Raw genomic sequence first — 15,472 nt, forward strand, 5'->3', positions numbered from 1 at the left:
CGCTACCAATCGGCGCATCTACAGCCGCAATGCAGCTTTTTGACAGCGGCTTGCGGTCAATCTTCCGTGACGCGCGGCGTCAGCAGGCCGAGTTCCTCAAGGTCGATGTCGGTCAGCGCATCCTCGTCCTCGGTCAACGCATCCGGGTCGGCCGGCGGCAGCGGGATGGCGAAATTCGATGGCATGCGGCCCGAAAGCAGTCCCGCTCCCTTCAGTTCGTCCATGCCGGGAAGATCGCGGATCTCCTCGAGCGCGAAATGGTCGAGGAATGTGTCCGTCGTGCCGTAGGTGACCGGACGGCCGGGCGTGCGGCGGCGGCCGCGCATCCGCACCCATTCCGTTTCGAGCAGCATGTCGAGCGTGCCCTTCGAGGTCTCGACGCCTCTGATGTCCTCTATCTCGGCGCGCGTCACCGGCTGGTGGTAGGCGATGATCGCCAGCACTTCGAGCGCCGCGCGGGAAAGCTTGCGCTGCTGGACCGTATCGCGGCTCATCAGGAACGCGAGATCGCCGGCCGTGCGGAATGCCCAGGCGTCGCCGACCCGCACCAGGTTGACCCCCCGCCGCGCATAGATTTGCTGCAGCTCGGCCATGGCAGCGGCTATGTTGATGCCATCAGGCAGTCTGGCTGCGAGCTGCTTTTCGCTGACCGGCTCGGCGCTGGCGAATACGATCGCCTCGGCCATGCGCACGGCTTCCGCCATATGCAGCCGTTCGCCAGGATTCATGGGCGAGTTCTGGGTCTCAGTCGGGTCCTGGGCGATAATGCCCTCCTCCGTCTCTTCTTCGACCTTGAACGGAATGACCGAAGCGTTGCCGCGTTCGCTCATGATGCCACCTCGACTGCTTTGATTGCCGGCTCCCGGTGGTCGCGCAGATAGATCGGCGCAAACGCCTGGTCCTGCCGCACATCGATCTGCCGCTCGCGCACCATTTCCAGTGTTGCGGCGAACGAGCTGGCGATGGCCGTGCGGCGTTCTTCCGGACTGGTCATATACTCGATCAGGAAGCTGTCGAGCGCCGTCCAGTCGCTCAGCGACCCCATCAGCCGGGCCAGGACGTCGCGCGCGTCCTTGAGCGACCAGACGCCGCGCCTGGCGATCGTCACATTGGTGATGGCCTGCTTCTGACGCTGCTGCGCATAGGCGGTGAGAAGGTCGTAGAGCGAGGCAGAATAGGCGTTGCGCTTCTCGACGATGACCATTTCCGGCATGCCGCGGGCAAACACGTCGCGGCCGAGCCGGTTCCGGTTGACCAACCTGGCCGACGCGTCGCGCATGGCTTCCAGGCGCTTCAGCCGGAACTGCAGCACCGCCGCCAGTTCCTCCCCGCTTTCGCCCTCTTCGCCGGGCTGTTTCGGGATCAAAAGCTTCGACTTGAGGAAGGCCAGCCACGCCGCCATCACCAGATAGTCGGCGGCAAGCTCGAGCCTCAGCGCCCTCGCCGTCTCGACAAAGGCCAGATACTGCTCGACCAGCGCCAGGATCGAAATGCGCGCCAGATCGACCTTTTGGGTGCGGGCAAGGTGCAGCAGAAGGTCAAGCGGACCTTCGAAGCCGGCGACATCGACGACCAGCGACGGATCGCCGGTGACGCGTGAATCGTCGTTCTCGGCCCACAGACGGTCCATCGGTGCGGCCTTCGCAGCCTTGCTGTCCAATGTTTCCGCCACTTACTTCTGCTTCCTTTGGTCTAGGCCACCGCGTCGAAATAGGTGGCAAACTCGGCGCGTATTTCGGTTTCGTCGGCCCGGTCGCGATCCCTTATATAGGTCAGCGCCCGCTTGGCGCGTTCCAGCGACGTGCCTTCAAGTCCCGTGGTTCGCGATGCGATGCCCGCCATCTCCTCGAAAACGCCATTGCAGTGAAGGACCAGATCGCAGCCCGCCGCAAGGATCGAGGCCGCCTTTGTCGGGAAATCCCCAGAAAGTGCCTTCATCGAGGTATCGTCGCTCATCAAGAGCCCGTCGAAGCCGATCTCGCGGCGGATGATCTCGTCGATGACCTTGCCCGACGTGGTCGCCGGGTTGTTCGGATCGATGGCGCTGTAGACGACATGCGCCGTCATCGCCATCGGCAGATGGCTAAGCTCCCGAAACGGGGCGAAATCATGCCGCTGCAGGTCGCTCAGCGAGGCATCGACGACAGGCAGTTCGAAATGCGTGTCGGCAAAGGCGCGTCCATGACCCGGAATGTGCTTCATCACCGGCAGCACGCCGCCCGACATCAGCCCTTCCGCCGCGGCGCGGCCAAGTTCGATGACCGGGCGGGGTTCCTTGCCGTAGGCGCGCGCGCCGATGACGTCGCTGGCGCCCTCGATCGGCACATCCAGCACCGGCAGGCAGTCGGCCGATATGCCGTAGCGCAACAGGTCGAAGGCATGCAGCCGCGCCATCAACCAGGCGGCGCGTGTGCCGGCGTCGTGGTCCTTGCGCCACAATGCGCCGAGCGCGCCGCCGGCCGGATAGTTCGGCGCCAGCGGCGGCCGCAGGCGCTGCACCCTTCCGCCCTCCTGGTCGATGAACACCAGCGCATCGGGGCGCCCGATACAGTCGCGCATCTCGGCAACCAGATCGCGGATCTGCTCGGTCTCGCCGATGTTGCGCGCAAACAGGATGAAGCCCCAGGGGCATTCATTGCGATAGAAACGGATTTCGTCGCGGGTGAGCGATTTCCCGGCACAGCCGAGGATCATGGATTTTGATTCGGTCATCCCCTGAGTTTAGGGCTTCGCGCCGTCAAAGGGAATCACCCTGGGCCGCAAGCACCTGAACCCCTCGTCCATCCACATGAAAAAGCCGGCGCGACCCTTGGGAACGCGCCGGCTTCGATGATTGGATCAGGTCTTAGCGCGACACGAAGCAGTTGCCGCCGGCAGCCTTGTAGCTGGTGCACAGATTGATCGCATCGTTGCGCGACTGCGCCGGGACGCGGACGCGGTAGAAAGTGCCCTTGCCAGCGATCTCCGCCTTGACGATGTTGGCGGTGCGACCAGCGAGCACACTGCCATAGCGGCGCTGCAGGTCCGCATAGTTGGCCTGGGCGCTTTCGACCGTCGGCTGCGAAGCAATCTGCATCGACCACGAACCGCCTGTTGTCGCGGCCGTCGCCGGAATGGAGGCAACCTGGTCGGGCTTGACCTCACCGACCACGTCGACCGGCTGATCGGACGGGCGCTGCGGCGCCACGGCAACCGTCTGCGGCGTGTTGGCGGACTGCGTCTCAACCTTCGGTGCAGCCGCCGGCTTCACCGGCTTGACCGGCTTGGCGGTTTCGGCACCAGCCTGGTCGCCATTTGCCTGATCGGCGGCCGGCGCCACGGTGCCGGTTTGCTCGGCATCGGCCGACGGGGCGACATGCTGCGGCGCCGGGTCAAGCGGCTCGGCCGCCGCAATTTGCGGTGCGGCCGGCGTCGGATCCTCACGTGCCACCAGCGAGCCGTCGGGCTTGACCACCATGGTCCGCACCTTGCGCGGGGCAACGGCCACCGTATCGGGGTTCTTGTCGGCTTCCTGCAGAACCTGCGCGATGCGGTCCTCGGACTTGGGTGCCGGTGCCGCGGCCGCGTCGGGATTGCCTGCAGCATCGGGGTTGCCGGCGGCGTCGGTGCCCGGGGCAGCATCGGTATCGTCGGGTGAAAGATCGACGACGCGGCTTTCCGGTTCCTGCGCCTTCACATCGACCGGCTCTTCGGTGTTGGTGACCAGCTTCTCCTGCACCGGCTCGGCCGGCTTGGTGCCCTTGGCGACCGCGTCATAGACCTTGTTGTCCTGGTTCGGCACCACGGCGCCGCCGGGATTTTCCGGCTTGACCTTGATCGGGGTGTTGTCGGCCTTGACGATCACCGGAGCGTCGGTGCCGCCGTTGCCGCCAAAGGACAAGGCAAAGGCGCCAAGGCCACCCGCAATCGCCACCGCAGCAACGACCCCGGCGACCAACAGGCCGCTCCTGCGCGGCCTTGCAGCTTCCTGCTCGGCCGGGCCTGGCAACGCCATCGCCTCGTCCAGATCCGGATCATAGTCGAGCTCGTCGACCGCGAAATCGTCAGCCTGCGAAACCGGCCGGCTGCCCGGCAGATCGTCCACGGCGAAGCCGCCAGCAGCACCAGCATAAGAAGGTTGCGCTGCGGCCACAGGCGCTTCTGCCGGCCGCGCCGCATAGGCGCGCTGGTCGAAGTCGTGGCCAGAACTGAAGCCGGAGCTATAGGAATCGTCGTCATAAGCGGCGCTGCGCGTGGCCGCAGGCGGCGGCGCCGCTTCCACCGCATTCATGTCGGTGAGCAGACCGGCGAATTCGGCGTCGATATCGTCGTAGGCCGCCGGCTCGTCTTCCTGGAAGCTGAGCTCGGGAATGTCGAGGTCGTCGGCGATCGCCACCACACGCTCCGGCACATCGACCGTCTCGACATCCGGCATCTCGTCATAAGCCGGAGGCGGCGCCTGGCGCGTTGTCGCCGGCGCCACATAGGCGGCGGCGATCGGCTGGTCGCGATAGGTTGGCGCTTCCGCCGGCGGCATCGAAGGCTTTTCTGCAAAAGAAGCTTGAGGCTGCGCTGCAAACGAAGGTTGCGGCTGCACTGAGAAAGAAGGGTTGCCGGGGGTCGGGGTCACGCGGCTCCATGAACGCGCCGGCTCCGGCGGCGTCGAGCGCCAGTCGCCAGTAACAGGTGCGGCTGTGTCGTCATCACCGAGATCGATGCCCTTGGCCAAGGCCGCATCGAAGGCATGATCGTCGAACTCGATCTCGGGCTCCTCCCCCTCGAGTTCCTCCGCAAGCAGATCACCGAAATCGGCATCGTTCTGGGCCGCGGCGGCCTGAGGAACCTGCGCAGGTGCGTGTTCGTCCAGGTCCCAATCGAGATTATCGGCGGGAGCCGCCGGAGCCGCAGCGGACCGCTGCACCGGCACGACAGGCTCATAGGCTCTTGTGGGCTCGATGACTGGCGCCGGCCGTGGTGTGGTCATCGCGCCAAGCAGCGCGTTGAGTTCATCTTCCAATGTCCGTTCATCGGCGGCCGGCGCGGCCGGGGTCGCCTCAACGACGGGCGCCACAACAGCGGGCGCCACATAAGCGGGTACGTCCGAGGCTGGCTGCACCGGAGCGGCGGCGACCTCGGCGACCGGCTCTTGGTCGGCAACCGCATCGTCGATGCTCAGATCGAAATCGTCGAATGCCTCATGTTCAGCCTCATGGGAGGGGCCGGCCTCCGCAGTCCAGGCCGGCGTCTCATCGGCTTCCGGCGCGTCCATCTCAACCGGCGCGCTGACCTCGAGATCACTGACGTCCTGATCGCGCTCTGCCGGATCCTCGGCTTCAACAGGCTGAGCTTCGAAAGCCTGAGGCTCGAAATCCTGGGCGGCGAAATCCATGTCGACATCGGCCATTGCGTCTTCGAAATGACCGGCAAAGCCCTCATCGGCAACCGCGTGGTCGCCGGCGTCGACGACATGAACCGGGGCCTCGGCTTCCGGAGCGGCATACTGCTCCTGCGCCGGCACATGGCTGTCCAGCATCAACTCGTCTTCCAGCGACAGCGAGACGGCATTGTCGAAATCATCGTCGAATGCGACGTCGTGGGCAGGCGCGGCAACTTCGGCGACATGGGCTACATCACCCGTCGCATCGTCGTCGAGCAGCAATCCCTGCTCGAGCGAAGCGGCAAGCTCGTCGTCCATCGGCAGGTCGTCTTCGAGCGGTGACACGTTTTCCAGCGACCTGGCGACAGCAGTGTCGAAATCGTCATCGAATACAGGTTCTTCGAACGCGGGCTCGACGGCAACCGCCGCAGCCTGCGGGAGAACGCCAAAATCATGATCCGCAGCATCGTCGAACACGAAATCATGGTCCAGCGAAGCGGCGAGCGCATCGTCCATCGCGGCATCGGCGGTTTCGAAAGCCGGCTCGCGAATCTCGGCGGCAGGCTGGTGAACCTCGGGAGCCGGCTGGCTGACCTCCATGGAAGTGAGGTCGTCGCCGAATTCGCCCATCAACTCCTTCTCGAGGTCGATGTCGAAATCACCCTCGTCCGCAGCCTTCTCGACGGCTGGCGCCTGTGGCTTGACCGGCTGGCGCGGATCGAAACCCATGATCCTGGTCAGTTCTGCGAACGGATCATCCTGGTCGATGTCGTTGTTGTCGGCTGCTCTCAGCTGGGTTCTGTCTGCCATTATTGTTCCCGAACTCGCACTCATTCGGACGCCATGGACGTCGCGTAGGGTTGGCCCTTACCAGCGCAATGTGGGCAAATGGTGACAGGTGTTTTAGTCAAACCTAACGCATTTCGGCGGGCGCATCAGCCCCAATCAGCGTCAGGCCGGAGGTCAAAATATCCGAAACAGCCTGCACCAGCCCTAGTCTGGCATGAGTCAATTGTCGGTCGTTAACCTTAACAAAACGTAAGTCTGGATTCTCGGTGCCCCGATTCCAGTGCCCATGGAAGCTGGAGGCGAGATCGTAGAGGTAGAATGCCAGCCTGTGCGGCTCCAGCGCAAGAGCCGCCGATTCAATCAGCCGGGGATATTCAGCCAGCTTCCGGATCAGCCCGATCTCGCCCTCATCGGTAAGCGACGCCGAGGCGGCGGCCAGGCTCTTGCGGTCGAAATTGGCCTCGCCCAGTTGCTCGCTCGCCTGCCGGAACACCGAATGGCAGCGCGCCGAGGCGTACTGCACGTAAAACACAGGATTGTCCTTCGACTGCTCCGTCACCTTGGCGAAGTCGAAGTCGAGCGGCGCATCGCTCTTGCGGTAGAGCATCATGAAGCGGATGGCGTCGCGGCCCACTTCCTCCACCACTTCGCGCAGTGTGACGAAGTCGCCCGAGCGCTTCGACATCCGAACCGGTTCGCCATCGCGAAACAGCTTCACCAGATTGCACAGCAGCACCGTCAGCTGGAGCTTCAGATCATCACCGGCAATCGCCCGCGCCAAGGCTTCCAGCCGTTTGACATAGCCGCCATGATCGGCGCCTAGCACATAGATCAGGTCGACAAAGCCGCGATCGACCTTGTCCTTGAGATAGGCGACGTCGGCGGCGAAATAGGTGAACAAGCCGTCGGACTTGACCAGCGCCCGATCCATGTCGTCGCCAACTGCGGTCGACCGAAACAAAGTCTGCTCGCGGTCTTCCCAGTCGTCCGGCTTTTCGCCCTTGGGCGGCGGCAGCTTGCCCTTGTAGATATGGCCCTTCAGCGTCAGATCGTTGATCGCCGAGCGGATTTTCCTGGCATTGTCGGCATGCAGCGTGCGCTCGGAGAAGAACACATCGTGATGCACGTTGAGCAGCGCCAGATCCGAGCGGATCATCGCCATCATCGCATCGATGGTGCGGTCCTTGACGATGGCCAGCGCCTCGTCATCCGGCATCTGCAACAGCTTGCGGCCGAATTCAGCAACCAGAGCCTCGCCGACCGGAACCAGATAATCGCCAGGGTAGAGACCGGCCGGTATCTCGCCAATGTCGTCGCCGAGCGCTTCGCGGTAACGCAGGAAGGCCGAACGCCCGAGCACGTCGATCTGCGAGCCGGCATCGTTGATGATGTATTCCTTGGTCACGTCGTAGCCGGCGAAGGCCATCAGATTGGCCAGAGTGTCGCCGACCACCGCACCCCGGCAATGGCCGACATGCATCGGCCCTGTCGGGTTGGCCGAGACATATTCGACATTGGTCTTGCGGCCACCACCGATGGTCGAGCGGCCGTAGTTGCGGCCCTGTCCGAGCAGCGCGGTCAGATGCGCCTGCCAGAAAGCGTCCTTGAGCCTGAGATTGACGAAACCCGGACCGGCCACTTCGGCGGCCGAAACATCGGCGTCAGCGCGCAGCACCTCCACCAGCCGTTCGGCCAGCGCGCGCGGGTTCTGCCCGGTGGGCTTGGCCAGAACCATCGCCGCATTGGTGGCGAGATCGCCATGGCTGGCGTCGCGCGGCGGCTCGACGGCAATGCGCGACAGGTCGGGCGTAGCGCCATTACTGTCTTTCAAATCAAGCGCTTCGACGGCTTTTGTGATTCGCGCGCTGAAATCGGCGAAGATGTTCATGGGTCTTGCTCTGGCGGACTGTGCAGGAGAACCGGCTCGTTGGCCGGCAAATCGCGCCCGCCCTAGCTTAAATCGGGCGTATGGTCAAACAGACGGCGGTGTTCCTTCAAGGCGTAAGTGTCCGTCATCCCCGCCAGGAAATCGGCAACGCTCCGCGCCTTGATGCGGTCTTCGGCCCGGTCGAGCCCCTCACGCCAGCCATCCGGCATGGCGCGCGGATCGGCGAAATAGACGTCGAACAGGTCGCGCACGATCTGCTCGGCATCGCCGCGCACGCGCATCACCTCGTCATGCCGGTAGAGGTGCTTGTAGAGAAACGCCTTCAATTCCTTCTCGCTCGCCGCCATCCCGGCGGAAAACGTCACCATCGTCTCGCCCGCCGCCCGCACCGCTTCAGCGCTGTCAGGCTTGATGCGCTCCAAATTGGCGGTGGTCGACACGATGACGTCCTCGACCATCATCGTGATCTGCCGGCGCATCAGCTCATGGCCGGTGCGCACATCGTCAAGGCCGGGATAGCGTGCGCGCACGCCTTCAAGGATCGATCCCGGCAGGGCAACCTTCTCCAGCATGTCCAGCGTCAGGAAGCCGGAGCGCAGGCCGTCATCTATGTCATGGGTATTGTAGGCAATGTCGTCGGCGATCGCCGCGCACTGCGCCTCGATACCGGCGAAACGGTCGAGTTCGAGGTCGTGCAGCTGCGAATAATCCCGGATCGCCTGCGGCACCGGGCCCTTGAGGCCTTTTCCCTTGGCGTCGGTCAGCGGGCCATTGTGCTTGACCAGGCCTTCGAGCGTTTCCCAGGTCAGGTTCAGCCCGTCGAACTCGGCATAGCGCCGTTCCAGCCGCGTCACCACGCGCAGCGACTGGGCATTGTGGTCGAAGCCGCCCCATTCGGTCATTCGCTCGTTCAGCGCGTCCTCGCCGGTATGGCCGAACGGCGTGTGGCCGAAATCGTGGACCAGGGCGACCGCCTCGGCCAGATCCTCATCGCCGCGCAGCGCCCGCGCCAGAGCGCGCGCAATCTGTGCCACCTCGATCGAATGCGTCAGCCGGGTGCGATAGTGGTCGCCTTCATGCGCCACGAACACCTGTGTCTTGTGCTTCAGCCGGCGGAACGCTGTGGAATGGATGATCCGGTCGCGGTCGCGCTGGAACGGCGTGCGCGTCGGACTCTCGACCTCGTCATAGAGCCGCCCGCGCGACTTGGCGGGATCGCTGGCATAGGCCGCGCGCGGCCGATAGCCGAACCCAATGTCGCCAAGCTCATTTGTCATGGCCGATGCCGCCGCAGTTGACTTGCCCCTTCCCGCTTCATACCTATCATGTGAAACCGAAAGCAAGGTGACGCCCATGGGCGCTGATGCCAAGAGTGCCATGAAAGTCGAAATGACCGAGTCCGCCGCCAGGCGGATCGCGAAAATCGTCTCTGGCGAAGCCGGCAAGACGGCCCTGCGCGTCTCCGTCGAGGGCGGCGGCTGCTCCGGCTTTTCCTACAAGTTCGATCTGGTCGACACGCGCAATGACGATGACGTCGCAATCGAGAAGGACGGCGCCACCGTGCTGATCGACGATCTGTCGCTGGTCTATATGGGAGGCTCGGTCATCGACTTCGTCGACGATCTGATGGGCCAGTCGTTCCAGATCCGCAACCCCAATGCAGTCGCCTCCTGCGGCTGCGGCACCAGTTTTTCCATCTAGTCAGATGCCTGCCATCGGCGCGGTCCGTCAGGTCGCCCTGTCGGCCGGGCGCGATCTCGATGTCACGCTGGCATTCTGGCGCGATGTGCTCGGCCTGGGAGTTCACGCCCGATACGATCCGCCCGGCATGGCCTTTATTATGGCCGGCGACGTGCGCCTGCTGTTCACCGATGGCGTGCCGGCAGGTACCGTCTATCTCGATATTGCAGGCCTCGAAACCTTCCATGCCGAGGCGAAAGCATCCGGCGTTCCCTTCACCGCACCGCCTGCACTCGTCCACAACGATGCCGAAGGCACGTTCGGCCCGGCGGGGGAAAGCGAGTGGATGGCCTTTCTAAAGGACCCGGCAGGCAATACGATCGGGCTTGTCGAACGTCTCCCGCCCGAACATCCCTGAGGCTGCATGAAAATCGTCACCTGGAACATCAACGGCGTTCGCGCCCGCATCGGCAACCTCACCCACTGGCTAAGCGAAAGCCAGCCCGATATCGTCTGCCTGCAGGAGATCAAGACGGTCGACGAGCAGTTCCCACGCGCCGAGATCGAGGCGCTTGGCTACAATGTCGAAACCCATGGCCAGAAGGGTTTTAACGGCGTCGCTCTGCTGTCGAAGCTGCCGTTCGACGAGGTCAGAAGGGGCCTGCCGGGCGACGACACGGATGAGCAGGCGCGCTTCATCGAGGGCGTGTTCTCGACCGATCAGGGCGCGCTGCGCGTCGCCTCGCTCTATCTGCCGAACGGCAATCCGATCGATGACGAGAAGAAATTCCCCTACAAGCTGTCGTGGATGGACCGGCTGTATCGCTGGGCCGAGCAGCGCCTGCTTCTGGAAGAGGCGCTGGTGCTGGCTGGCGACTACAATGTCATCCCCGAGCCGATCGACGCGCGCTTCCCCGAGAACTGGCTGGGCGATGCGCTGTTCCAGCCGCAGACGCGGCAAGCCTTCCGCCGACTGAAGAACCTCGGCTTCACCGAGGCGGTGCGCGCCGTCACCGACACGGCCGATGTCTACACCTTCTGGGATTATCAGGCCGGCGCCTGGCAGAAGAACAACGGCATTCGCATCGACCATCTGCTGTTGTCGCCCGAGGCCGCCAACCGCTTTTCCTCGGCCTCGATCGAAAAGCACGTGCGCGCCTGGGAAAAACCCTCCGACCATGTGCCGGTGGCGATCGATCTGGCGCTGCAGCCGGCCTGAGATCAGCCGAAACCCTGATATCGCCACAATCGCGCCATTCAGTCGGACATCAGCATGGCGGCTGGGGTTCCATGACCATACGATTCCTTCTTTGTCCGATCGGCTTGGCATTTGCCATGGCTGCACCTGCAGCCGCTTTGGCCGACCAGCAGTGCCTGGCCAATGGCAAGTCCTACCAGGTAGGCCAAGTCGCTTGCCTGACGGTTTCCGACCAGAGCCATATGGCCCGCTGCGATCTGGTGCTCAACAACACCTCATGGACGAAGATCGGCGACACCTGCCCTGACAGCACGATGAAGCCTCACTTGCGCGTCACGCCAATCTCAATGCCGGTACGCAGAGCGGTGCCGACCGAGCCGATCGAGAACTGATTTTCCGATTGTTTTGAGGCGGGCAACCTTACTGGTCGCCGCCGCCCTTGGTCAGGATGTCGTCAGCCAGCGATATGGCGGTGCGGCGGTCGGCTTCGCCGGCGGCGGCAAACGCCTCTTCCTGCATGCCGCGGATCCACGGCTGGTCGGCCGGCGAGGCGCGTTCGAGCGCGGCCGTCATCATGGCCAGCCCGCGCACGATCTTGCCGCTCTGAAACAGAAGATTGCCAAGCGTCGCCTGGGCGCCGGCATGGCCTTTTTCGGCGGCGAGCTGGAACCAGCGGCCGGCCTGCTTGACGCTGGCCTTCACGCCGCCCTCGCCCTTCAGGAACATCTGGCCCATCTCGAACTGGGCGTTCGGATTGCGGTAGTTGGCGGCTGCGCGCATGTAATATTCCTGCGCCGCGACCTCGTTTTCCTCGACCGGGCTGCCGGGAATGCCTGTCCTGAGATAGTCGCCCAGCGCCACCAGCGCGTCGGAGACATAGCTTTCCTCCGGCGACCCCGGCTCGACATCCTGGTCGACGATCTCGGAGAAGAATTTGAAGGCCGCATAGTCATCGCGGGTCACGCCGTCGCCTTCGGCATACATGCGCGCGAGCTTCCAGGTGGCGCCGATCTGGCCGTTCTCGGCGGCGTATTTATACGCCTCGACCGCCTGTTCCTTGTGGCCGCTCTTGTAGGCGGAGAAGCCGAACTGGAACACGGCCCACGGGCTCGACTGCGGCTTCACGCCGGTCTTGTCGTCGAACACCTTGTCGTCGAAGGCCATGGCCTGGCCCACGGCGCCAAAGATCGCAACAGCGACCAGTGCCGGAAGGACAGACGACCTCAACAACTCAGATATCCGCATAGCAATGTGTTTCTTTGGCACCGCCGGGATGGGTGACCGCGCCGTCGCGGGCGGGCCCCACCGTCTGTGCGTATTTCCAGATCGCGCCCGACTGATAGTCGGTCGTGCGCGCCTTCCAGGTCTTCGCCCTCGTTGCCAGTTCAGCCTCGGACAGATCGACCTCGATCGTGCCTTTGGTTGCATCGATCGAGATCACATCGCCGTCTTTCAACAGTCCGATCGGGCCGCCAACGGCAGCTTCGGGTCCGACATGGCCGATGCAGAAGCCGCGCGTCGCGCCCGAAAACCGGCCGTCGGTGATGAGGGCCACCTTGCCTCCCATGCCCTGGCCGTAGAGAGCCGCCGTCGTCGACAGCATCTCGCGCATGCCCGGGCCGCCGCGCGGACCTTCGTAGCGGATGACGAGAACCTCGCCTTCCCGGTAGTTGCGGTGCGTGACCGCCTCGAAACATTCCTCTTCCGAATCGAAACAGCGTGCCGGGCCTGAGAATTTCAGCTCCGTCATGCCCGCGACCTTCACGATCGCACCCTCGGGGGCAAGGTTACCCTTCAAGCCCACGACACCGCCGGTTTGGGTGATTGGTCGGTTGGCGGGACGGACCACATCCTGGCTATCATTCCAGGCAACGTGCTCCATGTTTTCGGCCAAAGTACGGCCGGTCACGGTCAGGCAGTCGCCATGCAGGTAGCCGTGGTCGAGCAGCGTCTTCATCAGCAGCGGAATGCCGCCGGCCTCGAACATGTCCTTGGCGACATATTTGCCGCCCGGCTTGAGATCGGCCATGTAAGGCGTCTTCTCGAAAATCGCGGCGACGTCGAACAGGTCGAACTTGATGCCTGCCTCATGCGCAATGGCCGGCAGGTGCAAAGCCGCATTGGTCGAGCCGCCGGTGGCCGAGACCACCGTCGCCGCATTCTCCAGCGCCTTCAGCGTGACGATGTCGCGCGGCCGGATGTTCTTGGCGACCAGCTCCATGATCTTTTCGCCGGAGGCGAAATTGAAGCGGTCGCGCATTTCGTAAGGCGCCGGCGCACCGCAGGAATAGGGCAGCGCCAGGCCGATCGCCTCGGCGACAGTGGCCATGGTGTTGGCGGTGAACTGGGCGCCGCAGGAGCCGGCCGACGGACAGGCGGCCTGTTCGATCTCGAGCAGCTCGGCATCGCTGACCGTGCCGACCGAATGCTGGCCGACCGCCTCGAACACATCCTGCACGGTGATCTGCCGGCCGCGATAGCTGCCGGGCAGGATCGAGCCGCCATAGATGAAGATCGACGGCACGTTGAGCCGCACCATGGCCATCATCATGCCGGGCAGCGACTTGTCACAGCCGGCAAGGCCGACCAGCGCATCATAGCAATGGCCGCGCATGGTGAGTTCGACCGAATCGGCAATCACGTCGCGCGACACCAGCGACGACTTCATGCCCTGGTGGCCCATGGCGATGCCGTCGGTGACGGTGATGGTGCAGAATTCGCGCGGCGTGCCGTTGGCGGCCGCGACGCCCTTCTTGACCACTTGTGCCTGTCGCATCAGCGAGATGTTGCAGGGCGCGGCTTCGTTCCAGCAGGAGGCGACACCGACCAGCGGCTGCGCGATCTCGGCTGCCGACAGGCCCATGGCATAGAGATAGGAACGGTGCGGCGCACGCGCCGGACCGACGGTCACATGGCGGCTAGGCAGCTTGGCCTTGGAAATGACTCTGGCGTCCATACTCTTCCTTGCCGCGGGCGGTGCGGCCTGCCTCATCGCCGAGCCTTTTGGCGCGTGTCCCGAGACAAATTCGAGGTGCGCCGGGTTTATGGCGGGAAATGGGCAATTTGGTCGGGAGGAACCGTAGCGCGGGGGGTTGATCGGGAACTGTTGCCAAAACGTCACAATCGCGAGAGGCGAAAGTGATGAGGGATTTGCAACGCCGGCGCGTTGCGGCACGGCACGACACCGTGCGTCAACGAAAAAGGCAGGGCAAAAGCCCTGCCTTTTGTGTGGATTTTCAGAGCCTTAGAACTTGATCTTGACGCCGCCAGAAATGGCCGTGACCAGATCGTTGCCGAAATCATAGCTGACGTCTGTGCCGGCTTGGTAACCGTTGTCGCCATTCACGACCCCTGAATGGCCGCTGGTCAGGACGCCGACCGCGCCCGCCAGACGCACTTCGATATTGTGCGAAGGCGTGTAGGCGACGCCGCCGCCCAGCGTCCAAGTGTCGGTCTGCGAGCCATAGCCGTGTGATGTGCCACGATCCCAGGAAAGCTGGCCGGCCGCGCTCCACTCATCGTTGAACTTGTGGCCGATGCCGCCCGTGACCGTCCAGCCGTCGCGATACATCAGGTCCAGCGAGGTAATCTGGCCTGAATGCAGATCATCACCCGTAACGCACAGCGCAGCGGGAGTGCCCTGGACGCAGATCGGAACACTCTGCAGCAGGCTCCAGTTGACCCACTTGAGCGAGCCGAAGGCGAGCCAGCCGGGCGCAATGCCTGACTGCAACTTCAATTCGACCGTGTCCGGCATGTACTCCGTCGCGCCGTAGATCGGCAGCACGACAAGGCCAACATGCGTCAGGTCCAGCGTGCCCGAGATGTTGTCGAGCTTGACCCGCGAATTGTAGACGAGGCTGGCGCGCAGCGCGATTTCTGGGATTTCATAGGCAAGGCCGACGCGCCAGCCCCAGCCGGTCCCCTTGAGATCAACACGGCCGGTTCCCTGGAAACCCGGCACCAGCGGCGACACCAGGTCTTCCTTGAAGCCATAGACTTCCTGGTAATAGACGCCGCCTATGAAGCGAACCTGGCCTTTGCCGGCATCCATCTTGTAAGAACAAGTGCCGGCGTAGTTGTTGCTCTTGATGTCGGTTTCGATGTTGGACTCGGCACCAGCCCACAGACCCGGATTTGTGTGCGCGCCCCACGGCTGGGAATAGTCGAACATGCAGTCGACCCCCTTGACGACCTCGGCCTTGACGCCGATGCGCGGCACCCAGTAGCTCTTGCTGTCTTTCGCCGTGCTGCCCAGGAATGTAAGATTGCCGTCACTCGGATCGGTATCGACCGCGTTCTTGAGCTTGCGCTCTGGCATCACATAAGTCGCCTCGGCCTCCGTGGCGAACGGAGCTGGATCAAACAGAAGGTCTATGTCGTAGCCACCGCGCTCGATGCCGCCGGCATGCACGGAACCGATCAAGCCCAGCGAAAAACACCCCGCCCCCAGCAGTGTTTTCAAACGCAAATTGTTCATGGATGTCCTCCCCGAATACGAGTGCGTCAAGCTAGAACCAATTCAGGTTAACGGTGCAACAATGAAATCACATAGCGTACA

General features: G+C 63.6%; 13 protein-coding genes. 4 read left to right on the plus strand and 9 right to left on the minus strand.

The features are described from left to right. Positions 1–56: 56 nt before the first annotated feature. The 6 genes from scpB to ACWTU9_RS15150 form a co-directional block, all read right to left on the minus strand. Positions 57–830 carry an SMC-Scp complex subunit ScpB gene (gene scpB, locus ACWTU9_RS15125; protein ID WP_455858972.1) on the minus strand — a complete coding sequence of 258 codons (774 nt, stop codon included), beginning with the start codon at positions 828–830 and terminating at the stop codon, positions 57–59. Continuing rightward, positions 827–1,630 (minus strand): segregation and condensation protein A, encoded by an 804-nt coding sequence (locus ACWTU9_RS15130; RefSeq protein ID WP_454587956.1) that lies wholly within the window; start codon positions 1,628–1,630, stop codon positions 827–829. Before ACWTU9_RS15130 ends, scpB begins: the two co-directional genes overlap by 4 nt. Positions 1,631–1,692: 62 nt before the next feature. Next, on the minus strand, positions 1,693–2,712 hold the full coding sequence (nagZ, locus tag ACWTU9_RS15135) for a beta-N-acetylhexosaminidase (protein ID WP_455858973.1): 1,020 nt from the start codon (positions 2,710–2,712) through the stop codon (positions 1,693–1,695). Between the two features lie 133 nt (positions 2,713–2,845). Next, on the minus strand, positions 2,846–6,166 hold the full coding sequence (locus ACWTU9_RS15140; RefSeq protein WP_455858974.1) for an SPOR domain-containing protein: 3,321 nt from the start codon (positions 6,164–6,166) through the stop codon (positions 2,846–2,848). Positions 6,167–6,269: 103 nt separating this feature from the next. Next, on the minus strand, positions 6,270–8,033 hold the full coding sequence (gene argS / locus ACWTU9_RS15145) for an arginine--tRNA ligase (RefSeq protein ID WP_455858975.1): 1,764 nt from the start codon (positions 8,031–8,033) through the stop codon (positions 6,270–6,272). Positions 8,034–8,095: 62 nt separating this feature from the next. After that, positions 8,096–9,310: a deoxyguanosinetriphosphate triphosphohydrolase gene (locus ACWTU9_RS15150; protein WP_455858976.1), complete on the minus strand. Its 1,215-nt coding sequence runs from the start codon at positions 9,308–9,310 to the stop codon at positions 8,096–8,098. Between the two features lie 76 nt (positions 9,311–9,386). Between ACWTU9_RS15150 and erpA the strand changes: the two genes are divergently transcribed. The 4 genes from erpA (at position 9,387) to ACWTU9_RS15170 (ending at position 11,303) form a co-directional block, all read left to right on the plus strand. Then, entirely contained in the window at positions 9,387–9,734 is a 348-nt protein-coding gene (gene erpA, locus ACWTU9_RS15155; RefSeq protein WP_455858977.1) for an iron-sulfur cluster insertion protein ErpA, read from the plus strand. 4 nt (positions 9,735–9,738) lie between these two features. After that, on the plus strand, positions 9,739–10,131 hold the full coding sequence (locus ACWTU9_RS15160; protein ID WP_455858978.1) for a VOC family protein: 393 nt from the start codon (positions 9,739–9,741) through the stop codon (positions 10,129–10,131). A gap of 6 nt (positions 10,132–10,137) precedes the next feature. Continuing rightward, positions 10,138–10,932, plus strand: a complete 795-nt coding sequence (gene xth, locus ACWTU9_RS15165) for an exodeoxyribonuclease III (RefSeq protein ID WP_455858979.1) — start codon at positions 10,138–10,140, stop codon at positions 10,930–10,932. Between the two features lie 116 nt (positions 10,933–11,048). Then, entirely contained in the window at positions 11,049–11,303 is a 255-nt protein-coding gene (locus tag ACWTU9_RS15170; protein WP_454587753.1) for a hypothetical protein, read from the plus strand. A 28-nt stretch (positions 11,304–11,331) separates the two neighbouring features. Here ACWTU9_RS15170 and ACWTU9_RS15175 read toward each other — a convergent pair whose 3' ends face one another. The 3 genes from ACWTU9_RS15175 to ACWTU9_RS15185 all read right to left on the minus strand — a co-directional run bounded on the left by ACWTU9_RS15175 (position 11,332) and on the right by ACWTU9_RS15185 (position 15,391). Next, positions 11,332–12,156: a tetratricopeptide repeat protein gene (locus tag ACWTU9_RS15175; RefSeq protein ID WP_112564806.1), complete on the minus strand. Its 825-nt coding sequence runs from the start codon at positions 12,154–12,156 to the stop codon at positions 11,332–11,334. Beyond that, entirely contained in the window at positions 12,143–13,867 is a 1,725-nt protein-coding gene (gene ilvD, locus ACWTU9_RS15180; protein WP_455858980.1) for a dihydroxy-acid dehydratase, read from the minus strand. The genes ACWTU9_RS15175 and ilvD overlap by 14 nt, the downstream gene beginning before the upstream one ends. A 288-nt stretch (positions 13,868–14,155) precedes the next feature. Then, positions 14,156–15,391 carry an outer membrane protein transport protein gene (locus ACWTU9_RS15185; protein WP_455858981.1) on the minus strand — a complete coding sequence of 412 codons (1,236 nt, stop codon included), beginning with the start codon at positions 15,389–15,391 and terminating at the stop codon, positions 14,156–14,158. Between the last annotated feature and the right edge of the window lie 81 nt (positions 15,392–15,472).

The organism is Mesorhizobium sp. 128a (genome assembly GCF_053848025.1).

Excerpts from the sequence above, each read along its gene's own strand:
- scpB (WP_455858972.1), bottom strand. The coding sequence starts at position 830 with ATGAGCGAACGCGGCAACGCTTCGGTCATTCCGTTCAAGGTCGAAGAA.
- ACWTU9_RS15130 (WP_454587956.1), bottom strand. The coding sequence starts at position 1,630 with ATGGACCGTCTGTGGGCCGAGAACGACGATTCACGCGTCACCGGCGAT.
- nagZ (WP_455858973.1), bottom strand. The coding sequence starts at position 2,712 with ATGACCGAATCAAAATCCATGATCCTCGGCTGTGCCGGGAAATCGCTC.
- ACWTU9_RS15140 (WP_455858974.1), bottom strand. The coding sequence starts at position 6,166 with ATGGCAGACAGAACCCAGCTGAGAGCAGCCGACAACAACGACATCGAC.
- argS (WP_455858975.1), bottom strand. The coding sequence starts at position 8,033 with ATGAACATCTTCGCCGATTTCAGCGCGCGAATCACAAAAGCCGTCGAA.
- ACWTU9_RS15150 (WP_455858976.1), bottom strand. The coding sequence starts at position 9,310 with ATGACAAATGAGCTTGGCGACATTGGGTTCGGCTATCGGCCGCGCGCG.
- erpA (WP_455858977.1), top strand. The coding sequence starts at position 9,387 with ATGGGCGCTGATGCCAAGAGTGCCATGAAAGTCGAAATGACCGAGTCC.
- ACWTU9_RS15160 (WP_455858978.1), top strand. The coding sequence starts at position 9,739 with ATGCCTGCCATCGGCGCGGTCCGTCAGGTCGCCCTGTCGGCCGGGCGC.
- xth (WP_455858979.1), top strand. The coding sequence starts at position 10,138 with ATGAAAATCGTCACCTGGAACATCAACGGCGTTCGCGCCCGCATCGGC.
- ACWTU9_RS15170 (WP_454587753.1), top strand. The coding sequence starts at position 11,049 with ATGGCTGCACCTGCAGCCGCTTTGGCCGACCAGCAGTGCCTGGCCAAT.
- ACWTU9_RS15175 (WP_112564806.1), bottom strand. The coding sequence starts at position 12,156 with ATGCGGATATCTGAGTTGTTGAGGTCGTCTGTCCTTCCGGCACTGGTC.
- ilvD (WP_455858980.1), bottom strand. The coding sequence starts at position 13,867 with ATGGACGCCAGAGTCATTTCCAAGGCCAAGCTGCCTAGCCGCCATGTG.
- ACWTU9_RS15185 (WP_455858981.1), bottom strand. The coding sequence starts at position 15,391 with ATGAACAATTTGCGTTTGAAAACACTGCTGGGGGCGGGGTGTTTTTCG.